We start from the raw sequence: 21397 nt of genomic DNA on the forward strand, positions 1-21397 counted from the left end.
GCCGCCCGGCCGCCAATCCGCAATCCATTCCTGGACGGGTCCATCCGCGTTCCGGCCGTGATTAACGAGAAAGTCATACGGACGAAACCCGGGTGTCCATGGAACACGCTCTCAGCTGGTGTTCCTGAGCCCCATGGGACCAATTGTGAACCGCCCTGGAGTGATCCAGCGGTTGAAAGTTAAGGCCGCCCGGGATTGAAAAGAACGGCGTTGACGCCTTCCCCGGATCGAGATTACTGTCACAAAAGATCACCGGTTCGACCTGATCAGCGGCTCAGTCGTAACCGTCGCTACCCCGGAATACCGGACGGCCGAGAATGCCGTGTCGGTACCGCCAATGACCTGGGAGACGTACGACCAATGAAGAATGCCAGAATCGCGGCGTTCGTGGCCACCGGAACCGTTGGCCTGTCCCTCCTGACCGCTTCCCCCGCGCTTGCCGATCCGCCCCCGTCCGGCAAGGTCACCATCGACGTGGTGAACGACAAACGGACGTGCCCGGTCGGGACGGTGGCCATCGGAATCTACGACGACAACACCGGCTTCACGGTCTCTCTCGGGGACTTCTCGGTGTCCGTCGGCGGCGACCCGTCCCTGCAGGCGGCCCGCAAGACCTGCCGGCTCGAATTGAAGATCAAAGTACCGGCGGGCTATACCTATGCGATCGACGAAGTCGCCCACCACGGATCCGCAAAACTCCAGGCCGGCACCTTCGGTCATGTGTTGGAGGAATTCCACTTCCAGGGAAGCGCGGTGGGCAACACGCTCAAGAACACGGTCAAGGGCGCACACAACGGGGGTTGGCAGGTCCAGAACGGCAAGGACGTCATCACCCCGGTCTTCAGGGCCTGCGGTGAGGACCGCAATCTCCTCATCGCCAAGGACCTGAGGGCGGACCTGGGCACCTCCGACGCCACCAAGGTCAGTTCCTTCTCGCAGGGCGCCCCCGACGGCAACACGAAGTACCGCTTCGCTTGGAAGCGCTGCACCGCATAAGCCCAGGTGATCTCGGTAGCCCCCGCACGGTAGGCGACCAGGAAACCGCCGAACGTACCGCGCGCCCGGGCATGGGGCGGGCCGCCCTTGCCCCCTTGGCGGCCCGCCCCGGCGTCCGCCGAAACGTCCCCCCGACAGCAGTACCAAGACCAGCGCTTGGAGAGCCGGCCTCATGATGAATACACGACGCATGGCGATAGCGGCCTTAGGGATCGCCGCCCTCCCTCTCGTTACTGCCGTGCCCGCGTTCGCCATTCCGCCACCGGACGACGTCAGCATCGAGGTGGTAAAGGACGGCCGCTACCCCTGCATGGGCAAGGGGGCAGCAGCCGGTTTGTCCGACGACCACACCTCTTTCACCGTCTACTTCGGCGACTTCTCGGTTTCCACCGGTGGCGATGCACCGCCGAACGACTGGCGAAAGAACTGTGGAATCCGGCTGCGGATCGAGATACCGGCGGGCTACACCTATGCGGTCGAGGAAGTCGATCACCAAGGCTCCGCCGGCCTCCAGGCCGGCGTCTCCGCCTCCAAGAAGACTCATTTCTATTTCGATGGATTCATACTGGACTCATTTCTCACGCACACGCTCAAGGGCCCATACGAAGGCGCGTGGACGTACCACGAGATCGGCAATCTCAAGGATCCGCTCTACAAGCCATGCGACCGCCAACGCGATTTCATGATAACGAAAGAACTGCGGGTCATCAGAGAAGTGTCCGACCCTTCCAAGATGAGTTACATGTCTATCGGGTCCCGCGAGGGAAGTACGAGGTACCACTTCCTCTGGAAACACTGCCCCGCATAACTCTGTCCAATGTGAGGAGACCCGCGCATGAGAACCACTGAGCGATTCGCCGGCATCGCGGCGTTCGCCGTAACCCTGCCCGTCCTGACGGCCTCACCCTCGCCCGCCGCCCAGCCCCCGGGGAAGATCACTGTCAGCGTCGTGAGCGCCATCGGCAACGGCTGCCCGGCCGGAACGGTGACGGCCACCGTGGCCGACGACAACGACACTCTCACGCTCACCTTCACTTCCAGCGCCTTCACCGCCCGTGCCGGAGGTGCCTCCGGTCCGACCGATTCTCGCAGGAACTGTCTGGTGTCCCTTCATCTCGGCGTACCCGAGGACTACACCTACGGCATCAAGCAGGTCGACCACTACGGCTCCGCTAGCCTGGAACCAGAAGCCTCCGGCACCAAGAACTCCAACTACTACTTCCAGGGAATGGCGCAAACAGATCGGAGCACCAGCGTGCTCAAGGGACCACAAGCCGGCGGATGGCATTTCGCGGAAACCGTCGGTACTGAGAGGCAATATAGGCCGTGCTACCAGGATCGAAATCTCAACATCGGGATGGAACTGCGGGTCAGCCTGGGCACCTCTGACCCTGTGAAGGTCAGTTCGATGTCGATCGGCTCCCCCGGCGGCAGCACGAAGTACACGCTTGCCTGGAGGACCTGCCCGTGATGGGGCATCGGCTTCGAAACGCCAGCGGGCCGCCGGCAGCGTCCGTGCTCCATCTCTGACTGGGGGAACCCGCACCGATGAAGCATGCCGAACGCATCGCGAGCCTGGCGGTGGGCGTCATCGCCCTGCCCATCCTGATCGCCTCGCCTGCGCCCGCCGCCCAGGGTCCGGACGGGGTCACCATCGACATCGTCACCCAGAACGGCAGTGGCTGCCCGGCCAAGAAGACGAACGTGACCCTGTCACCGGACCACGAGAGCTTCGTGATCAACTACGACCCCGACGACTTCACGGTCCGCGCCGGCGGCGACTCGACACCGACCAGTTACCGGAAGAACTGCCAGCTGTCTCTGCGTATCAGCGGACCCGCCAGCCACACCTTCGCGATCAGGCAAGTCGACCACCGCGTCACCGTGAACCTGGAAAAGGGGGTCTCCGGTCACCTGAGGTCGAATTACTTCTTCAGTGGGATGCCGTCGAGTATTCCGCTGACCTTCGACGTTCTCGGCCCGCTCAAGACGAACTGGCAGGTCATCGAGAACCCGGATGCCGAATCACTGGTCTACAAGCCGTGCGGCGAGGAGCGAACCCTTCTCATCAATATAGAGATACGAGTGAACTTGGGTACCTCTGACCCAGCCAAGGTCAGTTCCATGTCGTTCGGTCCCGACAGCAAGCCGGCGTACCACTTCGCATGGAAGCGCTGCCCGTGATGGGCCGATCGAGCCGCGACCTCGCAGCACGAATCCCATGAAAACGACCAAACCGTCGCCCGGACGATCGAGAGGAGCCTGCCGCATGTGGGGATTAACACGCACGACGATCGTGATGGCGGCCACCGTCGCCCTGCCCGTCCTGACGGTCTCTCCCGCACCCGCTGTCGCGGGGCCGACGGGTGTCACCCTCAAGGTCGTGGCCGAGAACGGCAGTGGCTGCCCGCCCAAGAGGACGAACGTCTCGCTTCTCCTGGGCAACGAGACCATCGTCATCGACTATGATCCCGACGCCTTCACGGCCTATGTCGGAGGCGACTCGGCACCGGTCGACTTCCGAAAGAAGTGCGGGCTGTCCCTGCTCATCAGCACTCCGGCGCAATTCACCTTTGGCATCAGGGAAGTCAACTACGAGCTTTACGCGGCCCTGGCGCAAGGATCCTCTGGCCATCTGCGAACGAACTACGAGTTCAGTGAAATGCCGACGAGGACGCCTCACACGTTCGATATCAGAGGCCCGTTCAGCCACCGCTGGGAGATCTCCGATGTCGAGGAGACCGGCTCGGTGGCATACAAACCATGCGGCGAGGACCGCCTTCTCGCCATCAATACGGAAATTCGGGTGATCCGAGGGACCTCTGACCCTATGGAGGTCAGCTACCTGTCGATGACCACCGTCGACGCCCGAACGTGGTACCGCCTCGCCTGGAAGACCTGCCCCTGAAGGGCAGGCAGCCATGACGGCGGCACGTTGCCTTCGCCGTCGGAGAAGTGCGGGCGACTTGTCGTCAGCCGATCAGCTAAAGGAGACCAAGCGCCATGAAGAAGACTCCACGAACGATGTTCATTTTGGCGACCACCGTCACCCTACCCCTGCTAATTCCCGCCACCGCGGCCGCCGATCCCCCGCCGCCAGACGGCGTCAGCATCGAGATCATTACCGTCAACGGGGCCTGTCCCGGAACAGGGGGGGTGGCCATCTCTCATGACAAATCCAGCATGACCGTCACAGGCGACGCAGTCACGGCCTCCGTCGGAGGAGACTCGCCACCTTCGGCCGCTAGAAAGACCTGTAGTTATTACATGAAAATCCATGTGCCCCAGGGCTACACCTACGGGATCCGAGGAGTCGAGCAAGGCGGCACCGCGAAACTGGAGGCCGGCGCCTCCGGGAAGGTGACGCAGAAATTCTACTTCCAGGGAACGACGTCGCCGACCGGCTTCACTCATACCCTCAATGGACCATACGACAACACCTGGAATTTTCGCGACACCACTGATCCCGAGACCACTATCTACAAGCCCTGCGGTGAGCTGCGCAACCTTAACCTCACGACGGAACTACAAGCGAACCTGGGTACCTCTGATCCCTCGAAGGTGAGTTTCATATCGAATTCGTCCCCGTCAGGTGCGAGCAAGGCGACGTACTACTTCGCATGGAAGAACTGTCCTGGCTGAGCCGTCCCCATGGGTCCGAGCAAAGGACGTCGGCACCCAGATCCCTTGTGGGGCAGGCCAGACCCGACGACGCGCCGAGGGGGTCACCACTCTGAAAGCCAGGCACACAGCGACCGGCCGGGCCCTCCGGGAGCACGACGCCGACCTCTCGCGCAGGACGACGTACTCATTCGGCTGGAAGAGGTGCCCTGTCCGAAGCTGACCGCGATCACGTCCGAGTAGGGTGGAGGAATGCTTTGACGCCTGCCCGCTGACCGGGCCCCTCCTGATCTCCTTCGTTCGTCACGCATCGACCACACCCACGAAGGAGATGTCCTTTCATGACCGCGTCGGCCACCATCGACGTCCCCGAAGCGTTCGCCGCGTCCTATGGCGGAAACGGTCCCGAGGCACGCGCCTGGATCGCCGGGCTGCCCCATCTCGGCGCGGCGTTCCTGGAGCGCTGGGACCTGAGGCCGGACGGCCCGGCGGCCTACGGCATGGCCTCGCTGGTCCTGCCCGTGCTCCAGACCGACCGGGCACCCGCCGTTCTCAAGCTCCAGCAACTCCGGGACGAGACGGCCGGAACCGCCATCGGACTGCGGACGTGGAGCGGCGACGGCATCGTGCGTCTCCTCGACTACGACGAGGCGAGCGGCACGCAGCTGCTGGAACGGCTGGACGCGTCCCGGCCGCTGTCCTCAGTGATCGACGACGAGGCCATACGCGTGCTCGCCGGCATCATGGCCCGCCTGACCTCGGTGCCCGCACCCGCGGGGCTGCGGCGGCTGTCCGACATCGCCGCCGCCATGCTCGACCAGGTCCCGCGGGCCGTGCCGCTGCTCCGCGACCCCGACGACCAGCGCCTCGTGCGCTGCTGCGCGTCCGCCGTGTCCGACCTGATCGGCGAGCCCGGTGACCGGCTCCTGCATTGGGACCTGCACTACGACAACATCCTCGCCGGTGAGCGGGAACCCTGGCTGGCCATCGACCCCGAACCGCTATGCGGCGACCCGGGGTTCGAATTGCTGCCGGCGTTGGACAACCGGCTGGAGGGCATCGACGACGTGGCGCGCGTCGTGCTCCGCCGTTTCGACCTGCTGACCGAGGCCCTTGGCCTGGACCGGCGGCGGGCGGCCGGCTGGACCCTCGGCCGCGTCCTGCAGAACGCGTTGTGGGACGTCGAGGACGGCAGGACCGCGCTGGACCCCGTGCAAGTCGCCGTCGCGCTACCGGTGTCGCGCCGGTGGGACGAGCGGTTCAGGGCATGAAGACACAACCCGTGTAGGTGGTTCCCTGAGGGAAATGTTTCGTCTTCCCCGAGCGGCGCGCGGCACACGGTCAGGCCCCGTCCTTGCGTAGGGGACGACAATGGGCAGGCCCGTCGCCACAGGGATGTGCTCCTCTACAACACCGGCGCGGCCAACCATGCGTCCCAGTCCGTCGCCCGCGCCCTGGGACTCACGTCGCTCTGCTGGATCTGGACCGTGCGTTGAGCCCGGTTTCGGCTTCAGCCGGGTCACGCCCGTTGCCCACGAGCGCGGTGCCGACCACACCGCCGACCTGCCGGGTGGTGTTGGCGACCCCGGACGCGGCCCCTGCCAGTTCAGCCGTGACGCCGTCCATCGTGACGTGTTGCACCGGCGCGAACTTCGCGCCGCTGGCCAGGCCGATGATCAGGAGGCCGGGCAGGAGCCACCAGGCGCCGGCGTCCGCACGCGCCGTCAGGGCCAGGACGACCATCCCGAGAGCCAGGGTGACCATCCCGGCCATCAGGATGAAATGCCGCCGATCCTGTCCGCCAGGCGTCCAGCAAAGGCCGACCCTGCTGCGGTGAGGACGGCGCCGGGCAGTAGGAGCAACCCCGTCCGAACCGGCGAGAAGCCCCGCGCCGTCTGCAGGTAGAGGACGAGCACCAGCGAGATCCCGATCATGCCGAGTTAAGAGACGAACCCGATCCCGTGCTAGTGCCGGGTCGTGGTACCGGTGAATCGCCGGGTCGTCGCGACGCCAGGACAGAAAATCGCCCGGGCACGACGGGCAGCGCAACGTCTTCGAAGACGGCAGGGCCCGCCGCACAGTCACAACCATCACAGAACGCCTTGTCAGGATGCCGTGTGACTCTCACCTTCCCCTTGCCATCGGACAGGGGAAGCTGATTGGCGAGGCAAAGCCCCTGGTGGGAAATCGCGAGCACCCTAGCAGACGGTTCGCGAGGCGATCGGGCACCGTCGCGCGAGTCTTCAACCGGCCGCGACCACCGGTATCAGGCCTAGAACGGACGGCGCGCCGGCCGTGCAGCCCCCGGAGCCTCCAGCGGCCACAGCACCGGGCAGCGTGAGAGCAGACCGGACGGCATCTCCGCGTTGATCAGCGACAATGCGCTTCGAAAATCCCATTCTGGAATGGCCCTGAAGGCTGCCGGCCACGTCATTGAATGTCTGGTCGCACCTCATTCCGATGAGTATCGGCACCGCCTGACGAGTTCGAGCGCATTCGGGAAGCGCTGAAATTTCAGTTATGGCTTGAATCTGGTTACTGACAGCTCATCGACGTACCTTGCTGTCACACGACGCCCTTATCGCGAGCCCTCCCCAGCGAGTTCGCTGATCAGGCGCGTCCCCCGCAACCCAGGTTGCCGCCGACGCCCACCGGCGATCGGTGGCGAAAGGTGGACAAGGATGAACCGTGGAATGCACCTCAAACGCGTGGTCCCCCCGCTGTTGGGTGCTGCGGCCCTGATCACACTCCCGGCGCTCGGGACCGTTCCGGCATCGGCCGGAACGCAGGCGGCAGGGACCGTTCCGTACGCCCAGTCTCCCCAGACCAAGCTGTCCGACCAGCTGACCAGCCGGCTCGGCTCCCAGTACGCCGGCTCCTACCTTGACGGCTCCGGGAACCTCGTCGTCAACGTCACCAACGCGACGGCCGCCCAGCAGGTCAGGACCGCCGGCGCCAAGGCCCGCATCGTCAAGCACGGCATGCAGCCGCTCAACGACTCCAAGTCGAAGCTCGACCGTTTCGCCGGCACCAAGGGTGCCACCGGGCTCTCCTGGGGCGTCGACGTCGTCACCAACGCCGTCGTCGTCTACGTTCCGAAGAGCGACAACGACGCCGCCACCAAGTCCCTGCTCAAGCAGGCGCGCTCGATCAGCGGCAACGTCAAGATCCAGCGCGTGTCGGGCGCGGCGCGCCTGACGCTCGGTCCGGGCGATGCGATCATGACCGGTGGCTCGCGCTGCTCGGTGTCGGCCTTCGGCGTCAGCGGCAGCACGACGTACCTGGTCACCGCCGGGCACTGCACCAACGCGGGCGCCACCTGGACGGCCGGTGGGCAGACCGTCGGGACCCGGCAGCTCAGCAGCTTCCCGAACAACGACTACGGCACGATCCGGGTGACCAACACCTCGATGACCACCACCAACGCCCAGCTCACCGAGGTGGGCAAGCCGCCGGTCGGCACCCAGATCCAGAAGAAGGGCTCCACGACCGGCACGACCTCCGGGACGATCCGCGCCTACGACCGCACGGTGAACTACTCGGAGGGCGCGGTCACGGGCCTCATCGCGACCAACGCCTGCGCCCAGCCCGGTGACAGCGGCGGCTCCCTGCAGAGCGGCAACATCGCCGTAGGCATCACCTCCGGCATCAGCAGCAGCTCCTGCAACGGCAGCGGCTTCGAGTCGTTCTTCCAGCCGTTGGACGAGGCCATGCAGGCCGGCAACCTCACTCTGAAGAAGTAGTCACAGCCCGCCCCCCGCATGTGGGGCTCCCGGCCCAGCGGGAGCCCCACACCCCTCTTCACGCACTCCCGCCGTCGACGCACATCCCAGCGCCGGTCGCCTCACCGGAAATCGTCCACATGATCAGCCGCCCACCGGTCGAAGCCGATCGCCGGACGGCCCAGGACATCCCGCACAGTGCACGCCCTCGGTGAGTTCCCAGCAGCCGCGTCATCGAGGAAACGTAGCACCGCTTCCGCATCTTCGGACGGCATGAACTGCGAGAACTGCTCCAATGCGGCGTCGCGGGAAAGTTCCTTCAACGGCATGTGCGCACCCACGGCGCGTCCGATGGCGGCGACCTGGTCACGCTGCGACATCCGGTCAGGCCCGGTGAGCAGTCCACTCACCGCCGGTGTGACGGCGCCGGTCAGCGCCGCACAGGCGACGGCGGCCACATCCTGTTCATGGATCGGAGCGGTCAGCGCGTCCGGCTGGTACAGCGGCAGACTCCCGGTGGCGCGGAGCAGATAGGCCCAGCTCAGAGCGTTGGTGGCGAGCACCAGCGGACGGATCGGCACCACCCGCACATCCCCGGCGGCGGCATACGCGTCCTCGATCCGGCGGAGTCTCTCCGTGATGGGATTGCCCGCCGAGCCGGGGTGGATCACGCTCCCCGAGGACAACAGCACCAGACGCTCCACACCCGCGGCACAGGCGGTCTGGACAACACCGCCGACACTCTCTCGGTCGGAGTACAGGAACACCTGCCCAGCACCCTCGAACGCCGGACGGAGACTTTCCGGATCGGTCAGGTCGGCGGCGAACACCTCCACACCGTCGGGAAACGAACCGGGCTCAGGACGGCGCGCGGACGCCCGGACCGGGAGGTCTCCGTCCAGAAGTCGTCGCAGGACGAACCTGCCGACGTTTCCGCGGGCTCCCATGACCAGGGTGGGCTTGCGATCGAGACTCGCCATGACGACTCCACATGCACGTATGACTACGCGCCATGGAGACCCCGATCGGCCGGCGGGGCGTTCCGACGCTGCACCCTGCCAAGGACCACCATAACTCCATCACGAAGTCTCGTCCCTGCCAGCTGCCATCGACACTTCGCGCACCAGTTCCCGACAGCCAGGAGCCCCCGCTTTGTCGGCGAGGGCTCGGTCGCTGTCGGGGAATTGCCCAAATCGGGTCAGGTCGTGGACGCTTGTAGCTTGTCCCACGCTCGCCCCTCACTCAAGCGATGCTTCCGCCTTCGACGAATTGGCCGCTCGCGCGAGCGACACGCTGAGGACATTCCGGTGGCGGGGCAGACCCCAGCGTCCACCCCGCCACCGGAGCGAGCCGTCCAACCCCCGGACGGCTCGGTCAGAAAGGACACAGCACGGCCGGTGGGGACACCCCCCTGGCCCACCGGCCACCCCGTGTCCACCCGATGTTTGGCAGACCCGTCACCGTTCAAGGCGCCTCGCCCGCCGGTTGCAGCGTCCTGCGATGAGCGGCTTGCCCCTGCGCCGATCCCGACTGGGCGGTGACCAGGATTTCCACCCACCTCATCCCGCATATGGCAAGGCAGCCGGACGCGGAACGGTCAGTTCCAGTTGAGGTTCTCCCCGTACACGAATTCACCGTTCTCGAAGAAGGAGATGTAGCCGCTCGTGCCTCTGCCGGAGGGGTCCTGGGTGAAGTCCAGGGCCTCCCACTGGCCTCCGGCCTCGATGTTGGCCTCCGCGACGACCGACCGCCCGGTCACGTAGTCGATCTTCACCCGCACCTGACGAGCCTCCGGACATTGCACCTTCCAGAAATCGGCCGCCCTTGCGTTCTGCTGGTTGGGGAGCTTGACCTCATTCATGTCCGCCGAGACATTACATACCCCGGCGACCGGGGCCGGGGCGGCCAGGGCGGGGGCGGACGCGAGTCCACCCGTCAGCGCGGCGGCAAGGGACATTACCGCCAGAATTCGTGCACGCATCAATAACTCCTTCGTTCCGCTGGACGAACGGTCCGAGGCACACGCACACCTCGGCTGAGCCTGGAATATCCAGCACTGGAAATCCCATTCTCGCGAGACGTACTCGGCTCCGCGTCCGATGGATTGGGTTTGCCATACGAAGTCTGCCGTCCGGACCCCCCGATTGGGCGACCCCGCCTACAGGGGAAGGAGTGGTACAGCTAGCGCTACCAGAACCTCTTGCCATATCTGAACTGAGTCCGAGACCCGCATTTATGCACGGGCAGCAAACCATTCACTCACGCTCGCCAAGAGACCGGCGGATCAAGTCTTTGGAAGCTCCCACTCACGGCCGTCGCACTGTACGACCACCGCTCCACTCGCCCAGAGCGGAGATTGAATTGCCTGCGATGAGCACCGATCAGCTCCGCCAGGCATGCGTCAACGGGAAAGCGGCCCGAAGCAGAGTGCAGCTACGACACATCGCGAGATCCGAATGGTCACTGCCCTGCGCGATCACCGTCCACGAGGCGATGCGCACGCCGCCGGAAAACACGTAGTCGACCGACGAACCCCCGTCCAGCGAGTCCCTCCCCGCCGAGGCCCGGCGCAGGCCCGGGACGCGTCATCGACCGAACCGGCCCGATCGCCATGCCCTGAATCCGACCTTGGCCTGGCCGAATGCGATGATTGCCGTTATGGCTTCCTCCGGCGACGGCTACCTCTTGGACAATGCCCGGCCAGAGGCGGGGACCCGATTCGACGCGCTGAGCGAGCTGTTCGACCCGTCCACTTTTCGGCACATCGAACAACTCGGCATCACCTCGGGCTGGCGCTGCTGGGAGGTGGGGGCGGGCGGTTCCTCGGTAGTGACCTGGCTGGCCGGGAAGGTCGGGCCGACCGGCCAGGTCGTGGCGACCGACATCGACACCTCCTGGGTCGCCGGGCCGGCCGAGGGCGTGGTGAAGGTGCTGCGCCATGACGTGGGCCGTGACGCGCCACCCGAGGGCGGCGGCTTCGATCTCGTGCACGCCCGGCTGGTGCTCGTGCACGTGACGGACCGCGAGCGGGCCCTGCGCACGATGGCCGATTCGCTGCGGCCCGGCGGAGTGCTTCTCCTTGAGGACGCGGACCCGGCGTTGCAGCCCCTCACCTGCCTGGACGAATATGGCCCTGAACAGATGCTGGCCAACAAACTGCGCACCGGTTTCCGTTCGCTGCTGACTACCCGCGGCGTCGACCTCGCCTATGGACGCAAGCTCCCCCGGCTGTTGCGGGAGACCGGGCTGAGCGACGTCAACGCGGACGGCTACTTCCCGATCACCTCGCCGGCCTGCAACACCCTGGAAGCGGCAACAGTCCGGCACGTCCGCGACGCCCTCGTCGCCGCCGGGCTCGCGACGGACACCGACATCGACGCCCACCTCGCGAACGTCGCCGCCGGCCGCCTCGACCTGTCCACCTCCCCCATGATCTCCGCCTGGGGCCGCCGCACGGCACCACCATGACCGCTTGCCGTCACTTCCAACCAGCCACCCGCCGAGCACAGGGCCTTGAAGGATCCCGAACCGGGAACTTAGCGAGGCCGCAAGGAGAGTCTCGAGCCGCCCCAGGAAGCGCGTCCGTTCTCACACGACCGACAACCACGCGCATGAGACCGCATCGTCCCCGTCAAGCCAACGGCGGGACGACGCTCGTGATCAACGCCGATCGGGGCCGACGCGACGCCTACCCGTAACTCTCTTCCAGAGGCGCAATCGTGACACCACGCTCCTCCAGGACCATGACGGCCGCTCTGCCCACACCTTCGACAAAGCCTTCCGCCCGGTGAGCCAGGAAAGAATCTCGCGCCCACGCGTGGCGGGCAGGTGGCGCCCCGTCGCGGAACGAGCGGACCGGCGCACACCGACAGCGGACGCCCGAGGGTCAAAACCGGGATTCAGTTTACATAGCGTCAGCATTGCTGAAGTTTGCGGAGAACTCCTCCGCGGTGTCGGAGGTCATGGCGCACTTGGCCCAACGGTGCAGCTGATCGAGATCGTCGCAGCTGTTGATCTGGTCACGGATGTGATCGGGAACCGGGATGCCACGCGTCTCCAGGACGTACAAGAGCATGTTCGCCTCGCCCTTCACACAACCTTCCGCGCGGCCTTCTTCGCGACCTTCTTCGCGGCCTTCTTCGCGACCTTCCGCACGGCCTTCTTCGCGACCGGCCGCTCGGTGGGTCGCTGCGAACTTCGACGGCCACTCGTAGCCGTTCTTCTCCACGCTCTCCTCCAACTGCCGGGTTGCTTACCCGTCCGGTCCGATCATGCGCCGTCTAGCCGATCTGCACCCTGGAGCCGCCAAGACCGATGCCCGCGACGCCCACGTCAGCGGCGACGCCGACGCCGACGCCGACGCCGACCGCACTATGCCGCACACTTACGCATGTTCGATACCGCGACGACGCCCTGGCCGAACTGAACGTGCTGGTCGGGTTTGATGACGCCTAACCGCCGAAGCACCCGATTCCACAACCGCATCCGCGGGCTGCTCGCCAAAATCCACCCAGCGCTGGAGCGGGTGCTGGGCCCCAGAGTCGCCTGCCCAGCCGTGCTTGAGTTGCTGGCGCGGTTCGGTGGTCCCCCGTAGCTGCGCCAGGCCGGATGTCACCGGCTGCTCTCACCGGCCGCAAACTCACCCAGCACCTGACTACCACCGCGGCCCAAGCGCCGCAACGCCGCCCTGATCTGCCCGGCGCCGCCACTGCGACGTGTTGTTCGCATGCTCCGCGACAGCCCCACCTATCAACCTACGAATCCACCCAAGGACACCAAAGGCCTTGACGAACCCCGTAGGGATACCCCACAGAATGCATCCGCCGGGACGGCGCGCATCGATAGTTTGAAGTCGAGAGTCAGACCCGCATCTCAGTCACACAGCGCCAGCATTGCTGAAGTTTGCGGAGAACTCCTCCGCGGTGTCGGAGGTCATGGCGCACTTGGCCCAACGGTGCAGCTGATCGAGATCGTCGCAGCTGTTGATCTGGTCACGGATGTGATCGGGAACCGGGATGCCACGCGTCTCCAGGACGTACAAGAGCATGTTCGCCTCGCCCTTCACACAACCTTCCGCGCGGCCTTCTTCGCGGCCTTCTTCGCGGCCTTCTTCGCGGCCTTCTTCGCGACCTTCTTCGCGACCTTCTGCACGGCCTTCTTCGCGGCCGGCCGCTCGGTGGGTCGCTGCGAACTTCGACGGCCACTCGTAGCCGTTCTTCTCCACGGTCTCCTCCAGTAGCTTCTGGGCGGCTTCAGAGAGCTGCGGCAAGATGTATTCATGATATAGGTCCCCGACGTCGTCACTCAGGGTCTCGAGCGCGGCGGCTACGCTGTTCAGGACGGCTTCGGCCTGCGGTCCGTCGGCGTGGGCGGGGGCGCTCAGCACGGCGAGTTCCGGCAGGCGGCACGCCTCTTTCGGGTCGGTGATGGGGGGCAGGCCCTCCGGGGAGACCGCGAGGGGCTTGAGCACCCATCCGGGATGGCCCATGTCGATCGGCGTGGCGCAGCCTCGTGCGGTGGCCTGGTCGGGGCAGAGCACCAGCAGCAGCACCGGGCACTTGCGGCGCAGGCGCAGTGAGGCCAGGTAGGCGGGCCAGCTGTATCGCTTCTCCTCCCGGGTTCGCAGCTGGGACTCCACGACGACGCCCAGATCGGGGGCGTCCGGCTCGCCGAGCAGGACGGTGGCATCGCAGCGCAGCTCGGCCGGATGGGTCTCGGCGTAGGACTCCGACGCCAGCGTGACCCGGCCCTGGCCGGACACGTCCAGGTCGAAGACTCTGCGCAGTAGCGCTGGGACGAGTGCCGGCTGGTTGCGGACCATCTCCAGCGGCAGCTCGTGCATGTTCGTAGGCACGAGCATCAAACTAACAGTAATCAGATGGCAACGCTGTGTTATTGCAGAGTTGACCCTTGGGTTCGTGGCGGGTCGCCGCCGGTCGTGGGGATGGTCATGCGGGTTGCGGTTCGCGGACTGGCGCTTGGTGGCTCCTGATCGGTCTGGTCACCTGCTTCGCCAGGCACGGCGGCATCCCCGCCGCAGCGCCCGCCGTGCCGCGGCGGTAGGCGCTGGGCGGGATGCCAACCAGTTCGGTGAAGCGTGTGCTGAACGTGCCCAGCGATGAGCAGCCGACCGCGAAGCACACCTCGGTGACGCTGAGGTCGCCGCGGCGCAGCAGCGCCATCGCGCGTTCGATGCGCCGCGTCATCAGGTAGGCGTACGGCGACTCGCCATAGGCGAGCCGGAACTGGCGGCTGAGGTGCCCGGCCGACATGTGCGCGCCGCGGGCGAGCGCCTCCACGTCCAGTGGCTGCGCGTAGTCCCGGTCGATCCGGTCGCGGACGCGGCGCAGCCGCGCGAGGTCGCTGAGGCGCTGCGCCGTGGTGAGCGCGCGCGACCAGGAAGGTCGACACATCAGAGTGCTCCTTTGTCTGGTTCCACGGGAAGGGCCGGCCGGGCAGGCGCTCAGCGAAGCTCTTGGACGCGGACCAGGTTGCCCGCGGGGTCGCGGAAGGCGCAGTCGCGGATGCCGTACGGCTGTTCGGTCGGCTCCTGGACGACCTCGGCGTCGCCGGCCTGCACCTTCTCGAAGGTGTCGTCGAGGTCGGTGGTGGCCAGCAGGATCCAGCCGTAGGTGCCCTTGGCCATCATCTCGCCGATGGTGCGGCGCTCGTCCTCGGTGATCCCGGGGTCGGTGGCGGGCGGCGCCAGGAGGATGGACGTGCTGGGCTGGTTCTTCGGGCCGACCGTGATCCAGCGCATCTTGCCCTGGCCGACGTCGGTGCGGACCTCGAAGCCGAGGACGTCGCGGTAGAAGGCCAGCGAGGCGTCCGGGTCGTCGTGCGGAAGGAAGCTGGTGTGAATGGTGATGTCCATGCCGATCACGCTAGGCGCGGGAGGGTCATCGGGGCTTCTCGATTCCTGACCGGTTCCCCATGCCGACTCAGCGGCGGTAGAGGGTGAGCTTGTCGGCGAGCCGGTCGCGGCGGGCGGGGTCGTCGACGCCTTGGCCCTCCGCGGTGGCGGCGCAGAGGACGGCGACCTTGCCGACGTGCTGGTTACGCTGGACGGCGCGGGTCGCCTCGCCCGCCTCGTCCAGGGGGAAGACCCTGGACAGCGTCGGGTGGATCATGCCGAGGGCGATGAGGCGGTTGGTCTCGACGGCCTCGTGGTAGTTGAAGCCGTGCGAGCCGATGATGCTCTTCAGGCGCATCCAGAGGAAGCGGTTGTCGTACTCGTGCCGGAAACCCGTCGAGGAGCCGCAGGTGACGATCTTGCCGCCGCGCTTGGCGACGTAGACGGACGCGCCGAACGTCTCGCGGCCGAGGTATTCGAACACGATGCCAGGGTCCTCGCCGACGAGGCGGCGGACGGCCTCGCCGAGGATGCGGCCGGCCTTGGGGTGGCGGAGGCCCTGTTCGCCGAGGTCCAGGTCGTTGCGGTTGATGACGTGCTCGCAGCCCTGGGCGCGGACGATCGCGGCCTTCTCGTCGGAGGAGACCACCGCGACCGGGATGCCGCCGCCGTTCTTCACTAGTTGCGTCGCGTACGAGCCGAGGCCGCCGGTGGCGCCCCAGACCAGCACGACGTCGCCCTGCTTCATGCGGGCGCCGTGGGTGCCGACGAGCATCCGGTACGCGGTGGCGGCGCAGAGGGTGCTGGCGCCCGCCTCCTCCCAGGTGAGGTGCGCGGGCTTGCGGATGAGCTGGTTCGCCTTGACGATGCAGAACTCGCCGAGAGAGCCGAAGTTCGTCTCGAAGCCCCAGGCGAGCTGGCTCTCGCTCATCATGGCGTCGTCGTAGGAGCCGTGGTCCTCCTGGTCCATGTAGGACGGGGACAGGACGACCTTGTCGCCGGCCTTCCAGTTCTTCACACCCGGGCCGATGCGGACGACCACGCCCGCGCCGTCCGAGCCGAGGACGTGGTAGGGCAGGTCGTGCCGGGCGCCGTGCCAGCCCTGGCGGCCGAACTTCTCCAGGAACGCGAAGGTGGGGACGGGTTCGAAGATCGCCGACCAGACGGTGTTGAAGTTGATCGCCGCCGACATGACCGCGACGACGCACTCGTCCGGGGCCAGCTCCGGCATGTCGACCTCGCCGATGTGCAGGGAACGCCGGACGTCCTTGTCGGTGTGCCCCTCGAAGATCCCGACCTCGTCCTTCAGGGTGAACGCGGCGCGGAAGCGGGTCGGCAGGTCGAGTTCCTGGAGCTCGGGGCCGCTCGCGCCGGACCGGACGGCGTCGAGCAGGTCGTCGGACGAGCCGGGGTGGGCCATGGGGTTGTCCTCCGGGTGGGCGGCGGGGTCGTGGCTGGGGGTCCTCAGCGGGCCGGAGCGGCCGTACTCCGGGAGGGGCCGGGTGCGGGGCGGTCGGCGGGGGCGGGGCGGTCGGCGAGCCTGGCCGTCAGGTGGGCGGCGAGGACGTCCACCGCCGGTGGGTCGAGCAGGTTCAGGTGGTGTGCCCCGGGGATCGTGACGATCTCCAGGTCGGAGCAGAGCCCGCCGAATCCGTTGGTCCCGTCGAGCGCGTACCGTGCGTCCGTCACCGCCCAGGGGGTCTCCTCGGGCGCGCGGTAGAGGATGACGTGCCCGTCGTAGGGGCCGGGGTCGTAGGCCTCCAGGGACCTCGTGTCCTGATGGGAGGTGAGCTGGTGGGCGAGGGCGGCCGGGGGGATGTGGTCGACGAGCGGCGCGGCCCGCTCCATGACCAGCGCGAACTGGGTCTGCTCGTCAAGGCCGACCAGCTCCTCGTAGTCGAGCGCGACGTCCAGGCCGTAGGTCTCGTTGATGTAGTCGACGAACGCGGCGAACCGGCGGGCTAGGGTCGCGGACTCGTCGTCCACGGCGAGCGGGAGGCCCGCGTCGAACAGCGCGACGAACTCGACGTCGCGTCCGGCGGCGGTGAGCTGCCGCGCGGTCTCGTAGGCGAGGACGCCGCCGAACGACCAGCCGCCAAGGCGGAACGCGCCTGCCGGCTGCTCCTTTTGGAGCTGCCGGACGTATCGGGCGGCGCGGTCTGCGACGGGGGGCGCGTCGTCGAACCGCTCCAGGCCGTAGACCGGCTGGTCGTCGCCCAGAAGGTCGATGAGCTGCCGGTAGCAGGCGGTGGTGCCGCCCGCCGGGTGCGCGACGAAGAGCGGGCGGCGGCCCCCGGACGGACGCAGCGGCCGGACGGTCTGCCGCGCGGCCTCGACGTCCGCGTCCCGGATGAACCCGGCGACGTGTTCGGCGGTGGGGACCTGGAACAGCCGGGCGCGGGTCACCTCACCGCCGATCTCGGCGACGACCCGCGCGAGGACCTCGTCGGCGTGGCCGTCCCGGCCGCCGAGGTCGGTGAAGAAGTCCGCGGTGACGCCGACGCGGTCCAGGCCGAGGACGTCCTCGAAGATCCGGACGGCGAGGCGCTCGGCGGCGTCGCGGGGCATCACGTACCCGGCCTCGGCGTTCGCGGTGGCGGGCGCGGCACCGATAAGGCCCAGTTCGGCGGTCGCCCACTCCTCGATCGTGGTCACGCTCGCGCCCTGGAGCAGCACGGACGCGGGGACGGTCAGTCCGAGGTCGTGCTCGACGCCGCTCTTGATCCGGACGGCGATCAGCGAGTCCAGGCCGAGGTCGGTGAGGGGGACCGCCGGGTCCAGGCGCCGTGGGTCGAAGCCGAGGACGGCGGCGATCCGGCTCCTGATCCGCGCCGCGACCATCGTGCGGGCGATGGCGGGGGCGACGTCCGTGAGCGCGTCCACGCCGGGCCAGTCGCCGACGCCGCCGGGGCCCTGTTCGTCGGCTGTGCCGGCGAAATCCGCAAAGTACGGCATTCTGCGGATTTCAGGGAACAGCCGGAGGGCGGTGACCGGGTCGAAGCGCAGCACGCCCGTTGCGGGCATCCCGTGGACGAGCAGCGTTTCGAGCGCCTCCGCGCCCTCCGCCGGGCTGATCGGGTCGATCACGGTGACGGTGGTGTCGGCGGCGGCGCCGACCCGCGACCAGGTGCCCCAGTTGACGGTGGTCCCGGGGCGTCCGCGCGCACGGCGGTAGGCCACCAGCGCGTCGATCGCGGCGTTCGCGGCGGCGTAGGCGGCCTGGCCGGGCGAGCCGAGCAGCGCGGCGGCGGAGGAGTGCGTGACGAACCAGTCGAGATCGAGGTCCCAGGTGGCCTCGCTGAGCCGCCGCGCGCCCTCGACCTTCGCCGTCCACACCCTGTGGAGATCCTCGACGCCGAGGTCGGCGATCAGCCGGTCGTCGAGCGCCCCGGCGCCGTGCACCACGCCGCACAGCCGGACGCCGCCCTCCCGCGCGACCTCGACCAGGCGTTGCGCGGTGCTCGGGTGGGCGATGTCGCCGAGCACGACCCCGACGTCCACGCCGTCCTCGCGAAGCCTGGCGATCGTCTTTTCCGCGTCGGCGCCGGGACCGCGCCGTCCGGACAGGACGATCCGCCCCGCGCCGCGCTCGGCCAGCAGCCGGGCCGTGACCAGCCCGACCCCGCCGTAGCCGCCGGTGATCACGTAGGCGCCGCCGCGCCGGACGAGGCGCGCCGGCCGACCCTTCGGCTCGGGCAGGGCGGCCCGCGTGAGCCGTGCCGTGTAGCGGCGCCCGGCGCGCCAGGCGACCTCGCGTGCGTCGGTGTCCGCCAGCAGTTCGGCGACCAGATCGGCGGGACGGTCCACGTCCACATGAGTGGCCTTCTGGACGGTCCGCTCGAACGCCAGGACGCGGGTGAGCGCGCTGACGAACCCGTGGCCCGGCTCACCCGCTTCCCCGTCCCGGACGGGCAGTGCGTTGCGGGTCGCCACGTAGAGGCGGGGACCATCGGGCAAGGTGCGACTCACTTCGGCGACAGTGAGGACAAGCTCCTCGTCCACAAGGTCGGCCGACGGAACGAGGACCACGCCGTCGATCGGGTGGTTCACCGCGAAACGGTCGGTTCCCGGACGGGTGGTCTGCTGGTGCCGGATCACGCGTTGCCCGTGCGCCACCAGTCCGGAGGCGGTGGCCGCGGCGAGCGCGTCGTCCTCCTCGGAGAGCACCAGCCAGGTTCCGGCGACGTTCGGGGAGGCGTCGGAAGGGTCGGTATCCGAAGAGTCGATGTCTGAAAGGTCGGTATCGGGACGGTCGGTCTCATCCCAGGCGAGTTCGACGAGCTTGGCGGCGACCGGCACCGGGACGTCGTGCCGTTCGACGCGGCGCAGGACGATCCCGCCGGCCTCGGCCAGGACCTGCCCGTCCGCCGCGAGAAGCCGAACAGAGCCGGTCAGGCCGTCCTCTCCCTGAACGATCTGGACGTGGACATGGCCGCCGCGATGCGTCGGCCCGTGCACACGAAGGCTGCCGATGGTCTCGGGCCACCAGGTCCCGCCGTCCGTCCCGGCCTCGGCCGACAGCACCGACAGGCAGCGGCCGAACACCTCCGGGTGCAGCCGGTAATGGCGGCTGCCGCGCTCCGCGCCCTCGACCACCACGCCGACGGCCCCGGCGCCGACCAGAGTGGGCGCGCGGTGGTCCTCGCCCACGTCCGCGCTGGCCAGCCGGGCCCAGGTGCCCGCCGGGGTCAGCGCGTGGACCTCGACCCGCTGCTCCGCCTCGTCGAACGTCGTGGTGATGGTCGTGTGGTCGGTCAGCGCGAGCGGCCGCTCCATCCACAGGCTGTTGACGCGGACGGCGTCGGTCCCGAGGGCGGTGGCGCCCGCCGCGAGGGCCAGCTCCGCGAACGCGGCGGCGGGCAGCGCGTGCAGGCCGTGGACGGTCGCGTCCCGCAGCCACGGCTGCGCGGCGAGGCCCACGTCCGCCCGCCAGGCGTGCCGGTCCTCGCCGGGCAGCTCGACGTGCGCGCCGAGCAGCGGATGCTCGTCCCGGTGGCCGGACGTGCGGGGAGGCAGGTCCGCCCAGTGCCGCTCGTGCCGCCACGGCGAGTGCGGGACGTCCACGATCCGTCCGTCCGAGGGCGCGGTGACCGGGTGCCCGTGCGCCGCCAGTGTCGCGAGCTGCGCGTGGAAGGTGAGGGTGTCGTCGGTCTCCTGCCCCGCCGGTGCCCGCCTCAGCGTGTGCGTGACGAGAGCGCCGGTACCCTCCAGCGTCTCCGTGATCGCGTGCGCGAGGATCGGATGGGCGTTGACCTCGACGAACGTCCGGTACCCGTCCTCGGCCGCCGCCGCTACCGCACCGGTCAGCCGGACGGGTTCGCGGACGTTCGCGGCCCAGTACTCCGCGTCCAGTGGGACGGCGCCGTCCAGGAGGGAGCGCGGGTCGTCCCGGGTGGTGGTGTAGAGGGCGATGCCCTCGGCGAGCGGGGTGCCGGCGTCGAGACCGACGCCGGCGAGCTGGTGGCGCAGTTCGGGGAGCAGCGGGTCGATCTGCGGCGAGTGGCCCGCGCCCTCGGCTGTGAGCGGCCGCGCGAGGCCCCCTTGCGCCTCGGCGCGGGCGATGACCTCGGCGACCTGCGCGGCGTCGCCGGTCACGACGGTCTGCCGCGGCGAGGAGTGCACCGCCGCGTACACCTCGGGCAGGTCACGGGCGAGCGCGGCGACCTCGGCCGCGGACACGCCGAGCACCGCCATCGCGCCGCCGCCGACGAGCCGCGACAGCAGGCGGGAGCGGCGGCAGATCACCTTCACGCCGTCCTCGACGGTGAGCGCCCCGGCGACGACCGCGGCCGCGACCTCGCCCATCGAGTGGCCGATGACCGCGCCGGGCGTGACCCCGTACGACGCCCACATGCGGGCCAACCCGAGCTGGACCGCGAAGATCACCGGCATCGCGGTGGCGGGACCGTCCGGCCCCCGGCCCTCGTCGAGGAGCGTCCACAGGGCGGGGCCGCCCTCCCCGGCGAACAGCTCGTCCAGGTCGTCGACGGCCTCGGCGAAGGCGGGCTCCTCCTCAAGGAGCCGCCGCGCCATGCCCGCCCGCTGCGCGCCGTATCCGGAGAACACCCAGGCCGGACGGCCCGGCGCGCCGAGCGCCGTACCGGTGATGACGCCCGGGTGCGGGCGTCCCTCGGCCAGCGCGGACAGCCCGGCGACGAGCCCGGGGCGGTCGCGGGCGGCGACCGCGGCGCGGGCCCGGCCGCGG

General features: G+C 68.3%; 19 protein-coding genes and 1 pseudogene. 10 read left to right on the forward strand and 10 right to left on the reverse strand.

Annotation, left to right across the window (positions count from 1 at the left end; translation table 11 throughout):
* The first annotated feature begins 387 nt into the window (after positions 1-387).
* The 7 genes from AMA02S_RS01110 (at position 388) to AMA02S_RS01135 (ending at position 5888) form a co-directional block, all read left to right on the forward strand.
* Positions 388-996 (forward strand): DUF4360 domain-containing protein, encoded by a 609-nt coding sequence (locus AMA02S_RS01110; protein WP_169806753.1) that lies wholly within the window; start codon positions 388-390, stop codon positions 994-996.
* A gap of 190 nt (positions 997-1186) precedes the next feature.
* Positions 1187-1804, forward strand: coding sequence for a DUF4360 domain-containing protein (locus AMA02S_RS01115; protein WP_067450051.1), 618 nt, complete (start codon positions 1187-1189; stop codon positions 1802-1804).
* 27 nt (positions 1805-1831) lie between these two features.
* Positions 1832-2467: a DUF4360 domain-containing protein gene (locus AMA02S_RS01120; protein ID WP_084264399.1), complete on the forward strand. Its 636-nt coding sequence runs from the start codon at positions 1832-1834 to the stop codon at positions 2465-2467.
* Between the two features lie 77 nt (positions 2468-2544).
* The gene (locus AMA02S_RS01125; RefSeq protein WP_067450054.1) at positions 2545-3180 is read left to right on the forward strand and encodes a DUF4360 domain-containing protein; all 636 of its coding nucleotides are present in this window, start codon (positions 2545-2547) and stop codon (positions 3178-3180) included.
* A gap of 115 nt (positions 3181-3295) precedes the next feature.
* Positions 3296-3904, forward strand: coding sequence for a DUF4360 domain-containing protein (locus AMA02S_RS01130; RefSeq protein WP_169806754.1), 609 nt, complete (start codon positions 3296-3298; stop codon positions 3902-3904).
* 95 nt (positions 3905-3999) lie between these two features.
* A complete protein-coding gene (locus tag AMA02S_RS39760; protein ID WP_084264401.1) occupies positions 4000-4638 on the forward strand; it encodes a DUF4360 domain-containing protein in 639 nt (212 codons plus the stop codon).
* A gap of 320 nt (positions 4639-4958) precedes the next feature.
* On the forward strand, positions 4959-5888 hold the full coding sequence (locus AMA02S_RS01135; protein ID WP_067450057.1) for an aminoglycoside phosphotransferase family protein: 930 nt from the start codon (positions 4959-4961) through the stop codon (positions 5886-5888).
* Positions 5889-6078: 190 nt separating this feature from the next.
* Here the strand turns inward: AMA02S_RS01135 and AMA02S_RS42720 are convergent, their stop codons facing one another.
* Positions 6079-6381: a hypothetical protein gene (locus AMA02S_RS42720; protein ID WP_169806755.1), complete on the reverse strand. Its 303-nt coding sequence runs from the start codon at positions 6379-6381 to the stop codon at positions 6079-6081.
* An 8-nt stretch (positions 6382-6389) separates the two neighbouring features.
* Positions 6390-6551, reverse strand: coding sequence for a hypothetical protein (locus AMA02S_RS42725; RefSeq protein WP_169806756.1), 162 nt, complete (start codon positions 6549-6551; stop codon positions 6390-6392).
* Positions 6552-7298: 747 nt separating this feature from the next.
* Between AMA02S_RS42725 and AMA02S_RS01145 the strand changes: the two genes are divergently transcribed.
* Positions 7299-8360 carry a S1 family peptidase gene (locus AMA02S_RS01145; protein ID WP_084264402.1) on the forward strand — a complete coding sequence of 354 codons (1062 nt, stop codon included), beginning with the start codon at positions 7299-7301 and terminating at the stop codon, positions 8358-8360.
* 101 nt (positions 8361-8461) lie between these two features.
* On the opposite strand, the gene AMA02S_RS01150 is transcribed toward AMA02S_RS01145, so the two are convergent.
* Together AMA02S_RS01150 and AMA02S_RS01155 are read right to left on the reverse strand one after the other, a co-directional pair.
* Entirely contained in the window at positions 8462-9319 is an 858-nt protein-coding gene (locus AMA02S_RS01150) for an SDR family oxidoreductase (protein WP_067450064.1), read from the reverse strand.
* Between the two features lie 617 nt (positions 9320-9936).
* On the reverse strand, positions 9937-10320 hold the full coding sequence (locus AMA02S_RS01155; RefSeq protein ID WP_157430301.1) for a hypothetical protein: 384 nt from the start codon (positions 10318-10320) through the stop codon (positions 9937-9939).
* A 677-nt stretch (positions 10321-10997) separates the two neighbouring features.
* Here AMA02S_RS01155 and AMA02S_RS01160 point away from each other — a divergent pair.
* A complete protein-coding gene (locus AMA02S_RS01160; protein ID WP_067450070.1) occupies positions 10998-11807 on the forward strand; it encodes a class I SAM-dependent methyltransferase in 810 nt (269 codons plus the stop codon).
* A 436-nt stretch (positions 11808-12243) separates the two neighbouring features.
* Here AMA02S_RS01160 and AMA02S_RS01165 read toward each other — a convergent pair whose 3' ends face one another.
* Positions 12244-12567 carry a hypothetical protein gene (locus tag AMA02S_RS01165; protein WP_067450183.1) on the reverse strand — a complete coding sequence of 108 codons (324 nt, stop codon included), beginning with the start codon at positions 12565-12567 and terminating at the stop codon, positions 12244-12246.
* 19 nt (positions 12568-12586) lie between these two features.
* Between AMA02S_RS01165 and AMA02S_RS43850 the strand changes: the two are divergent.
* Positions 12587-12927: pseudogene (locus AMA02S_RS43850) on the forward strand (IS110 family transposase); the annotation flags it as partial.
* Between the two features lie 288 nt (positions 12928-13215).
* Here AMA02S_RS43850 and AMA02S_RS43205 read toward each other — a convergent pair.
* The 5 genes from AMA02S_RS43205 to AMA02S_RS01190 all read right to left on the reverse strand — a co-directional run.
* Positions 13216-14181 carry a hypothetical protein gene (locus AMA02S_RS43205; protein ID WP_084264403.1) on the reverse strand — a complete coding sequence of 322 codons (966 nt, stop codon included), beginning with the start codon at positions 14179-14181 and terminating at the stop codon, positions 13216-13218.
* 106 nt (positions 14182-14287) lie between these two features.
* Complete coding sequence (locus AMA02S_RS01175; protein ID WP_067450073.1) at positions 14288-14752, reverse strand: helix-turn-helix transcriptional regulator; 465 nt, start codon at positions 14750-14752, stop codon at positions 14288-14290.
* Positions 14753-14802: 50 nt separating this feature from the next.
* Positions 14803-15213 carry a VOC family protein gene (locus AMA02S_RS01180; protein WP_067450189.1) on the reverse strand — a complete coding sequence of 137 codons (411 nt, stop codon included), beginning with the start codon at positions 15211-15213 and terminating at the stop codon, positions 14803-14805.
* A 67-nt stretch (positions 15214-15280) separates the two neighbouring features.
* Positions 15281-16612, reverse strand: coding sequence for a crotonyl-CoA carboxylase/reductase (gene ccrA, locus AMA02S_RS01185; RefSeq protein WP_067450076.1), 1332 nt, complete (start codon positions 16610-16612; stop codon positions 15281-15283).
* Between the two features lie 44 nt (positions 16613-16656).
* Positions 16657-21397 (reverse strand): SDR family NAD(P)-dependent oxidoreductase (locus AMA02S_RS01190; RefSeq protein ID WP_067450079.1); only part of this gene is annotated, 4741 nt, incomplete at its 5' end.

This window comes from Actinomadura macra NBRC 14102, assembly GCF_001552215.1.
GTDB classification, from domain to species: Bacteria; Actinomycetota; Actinomycetes; order Streptosporangiales; family Streptosporangiaceae; genus Spirillospora; species Spirillospora macra.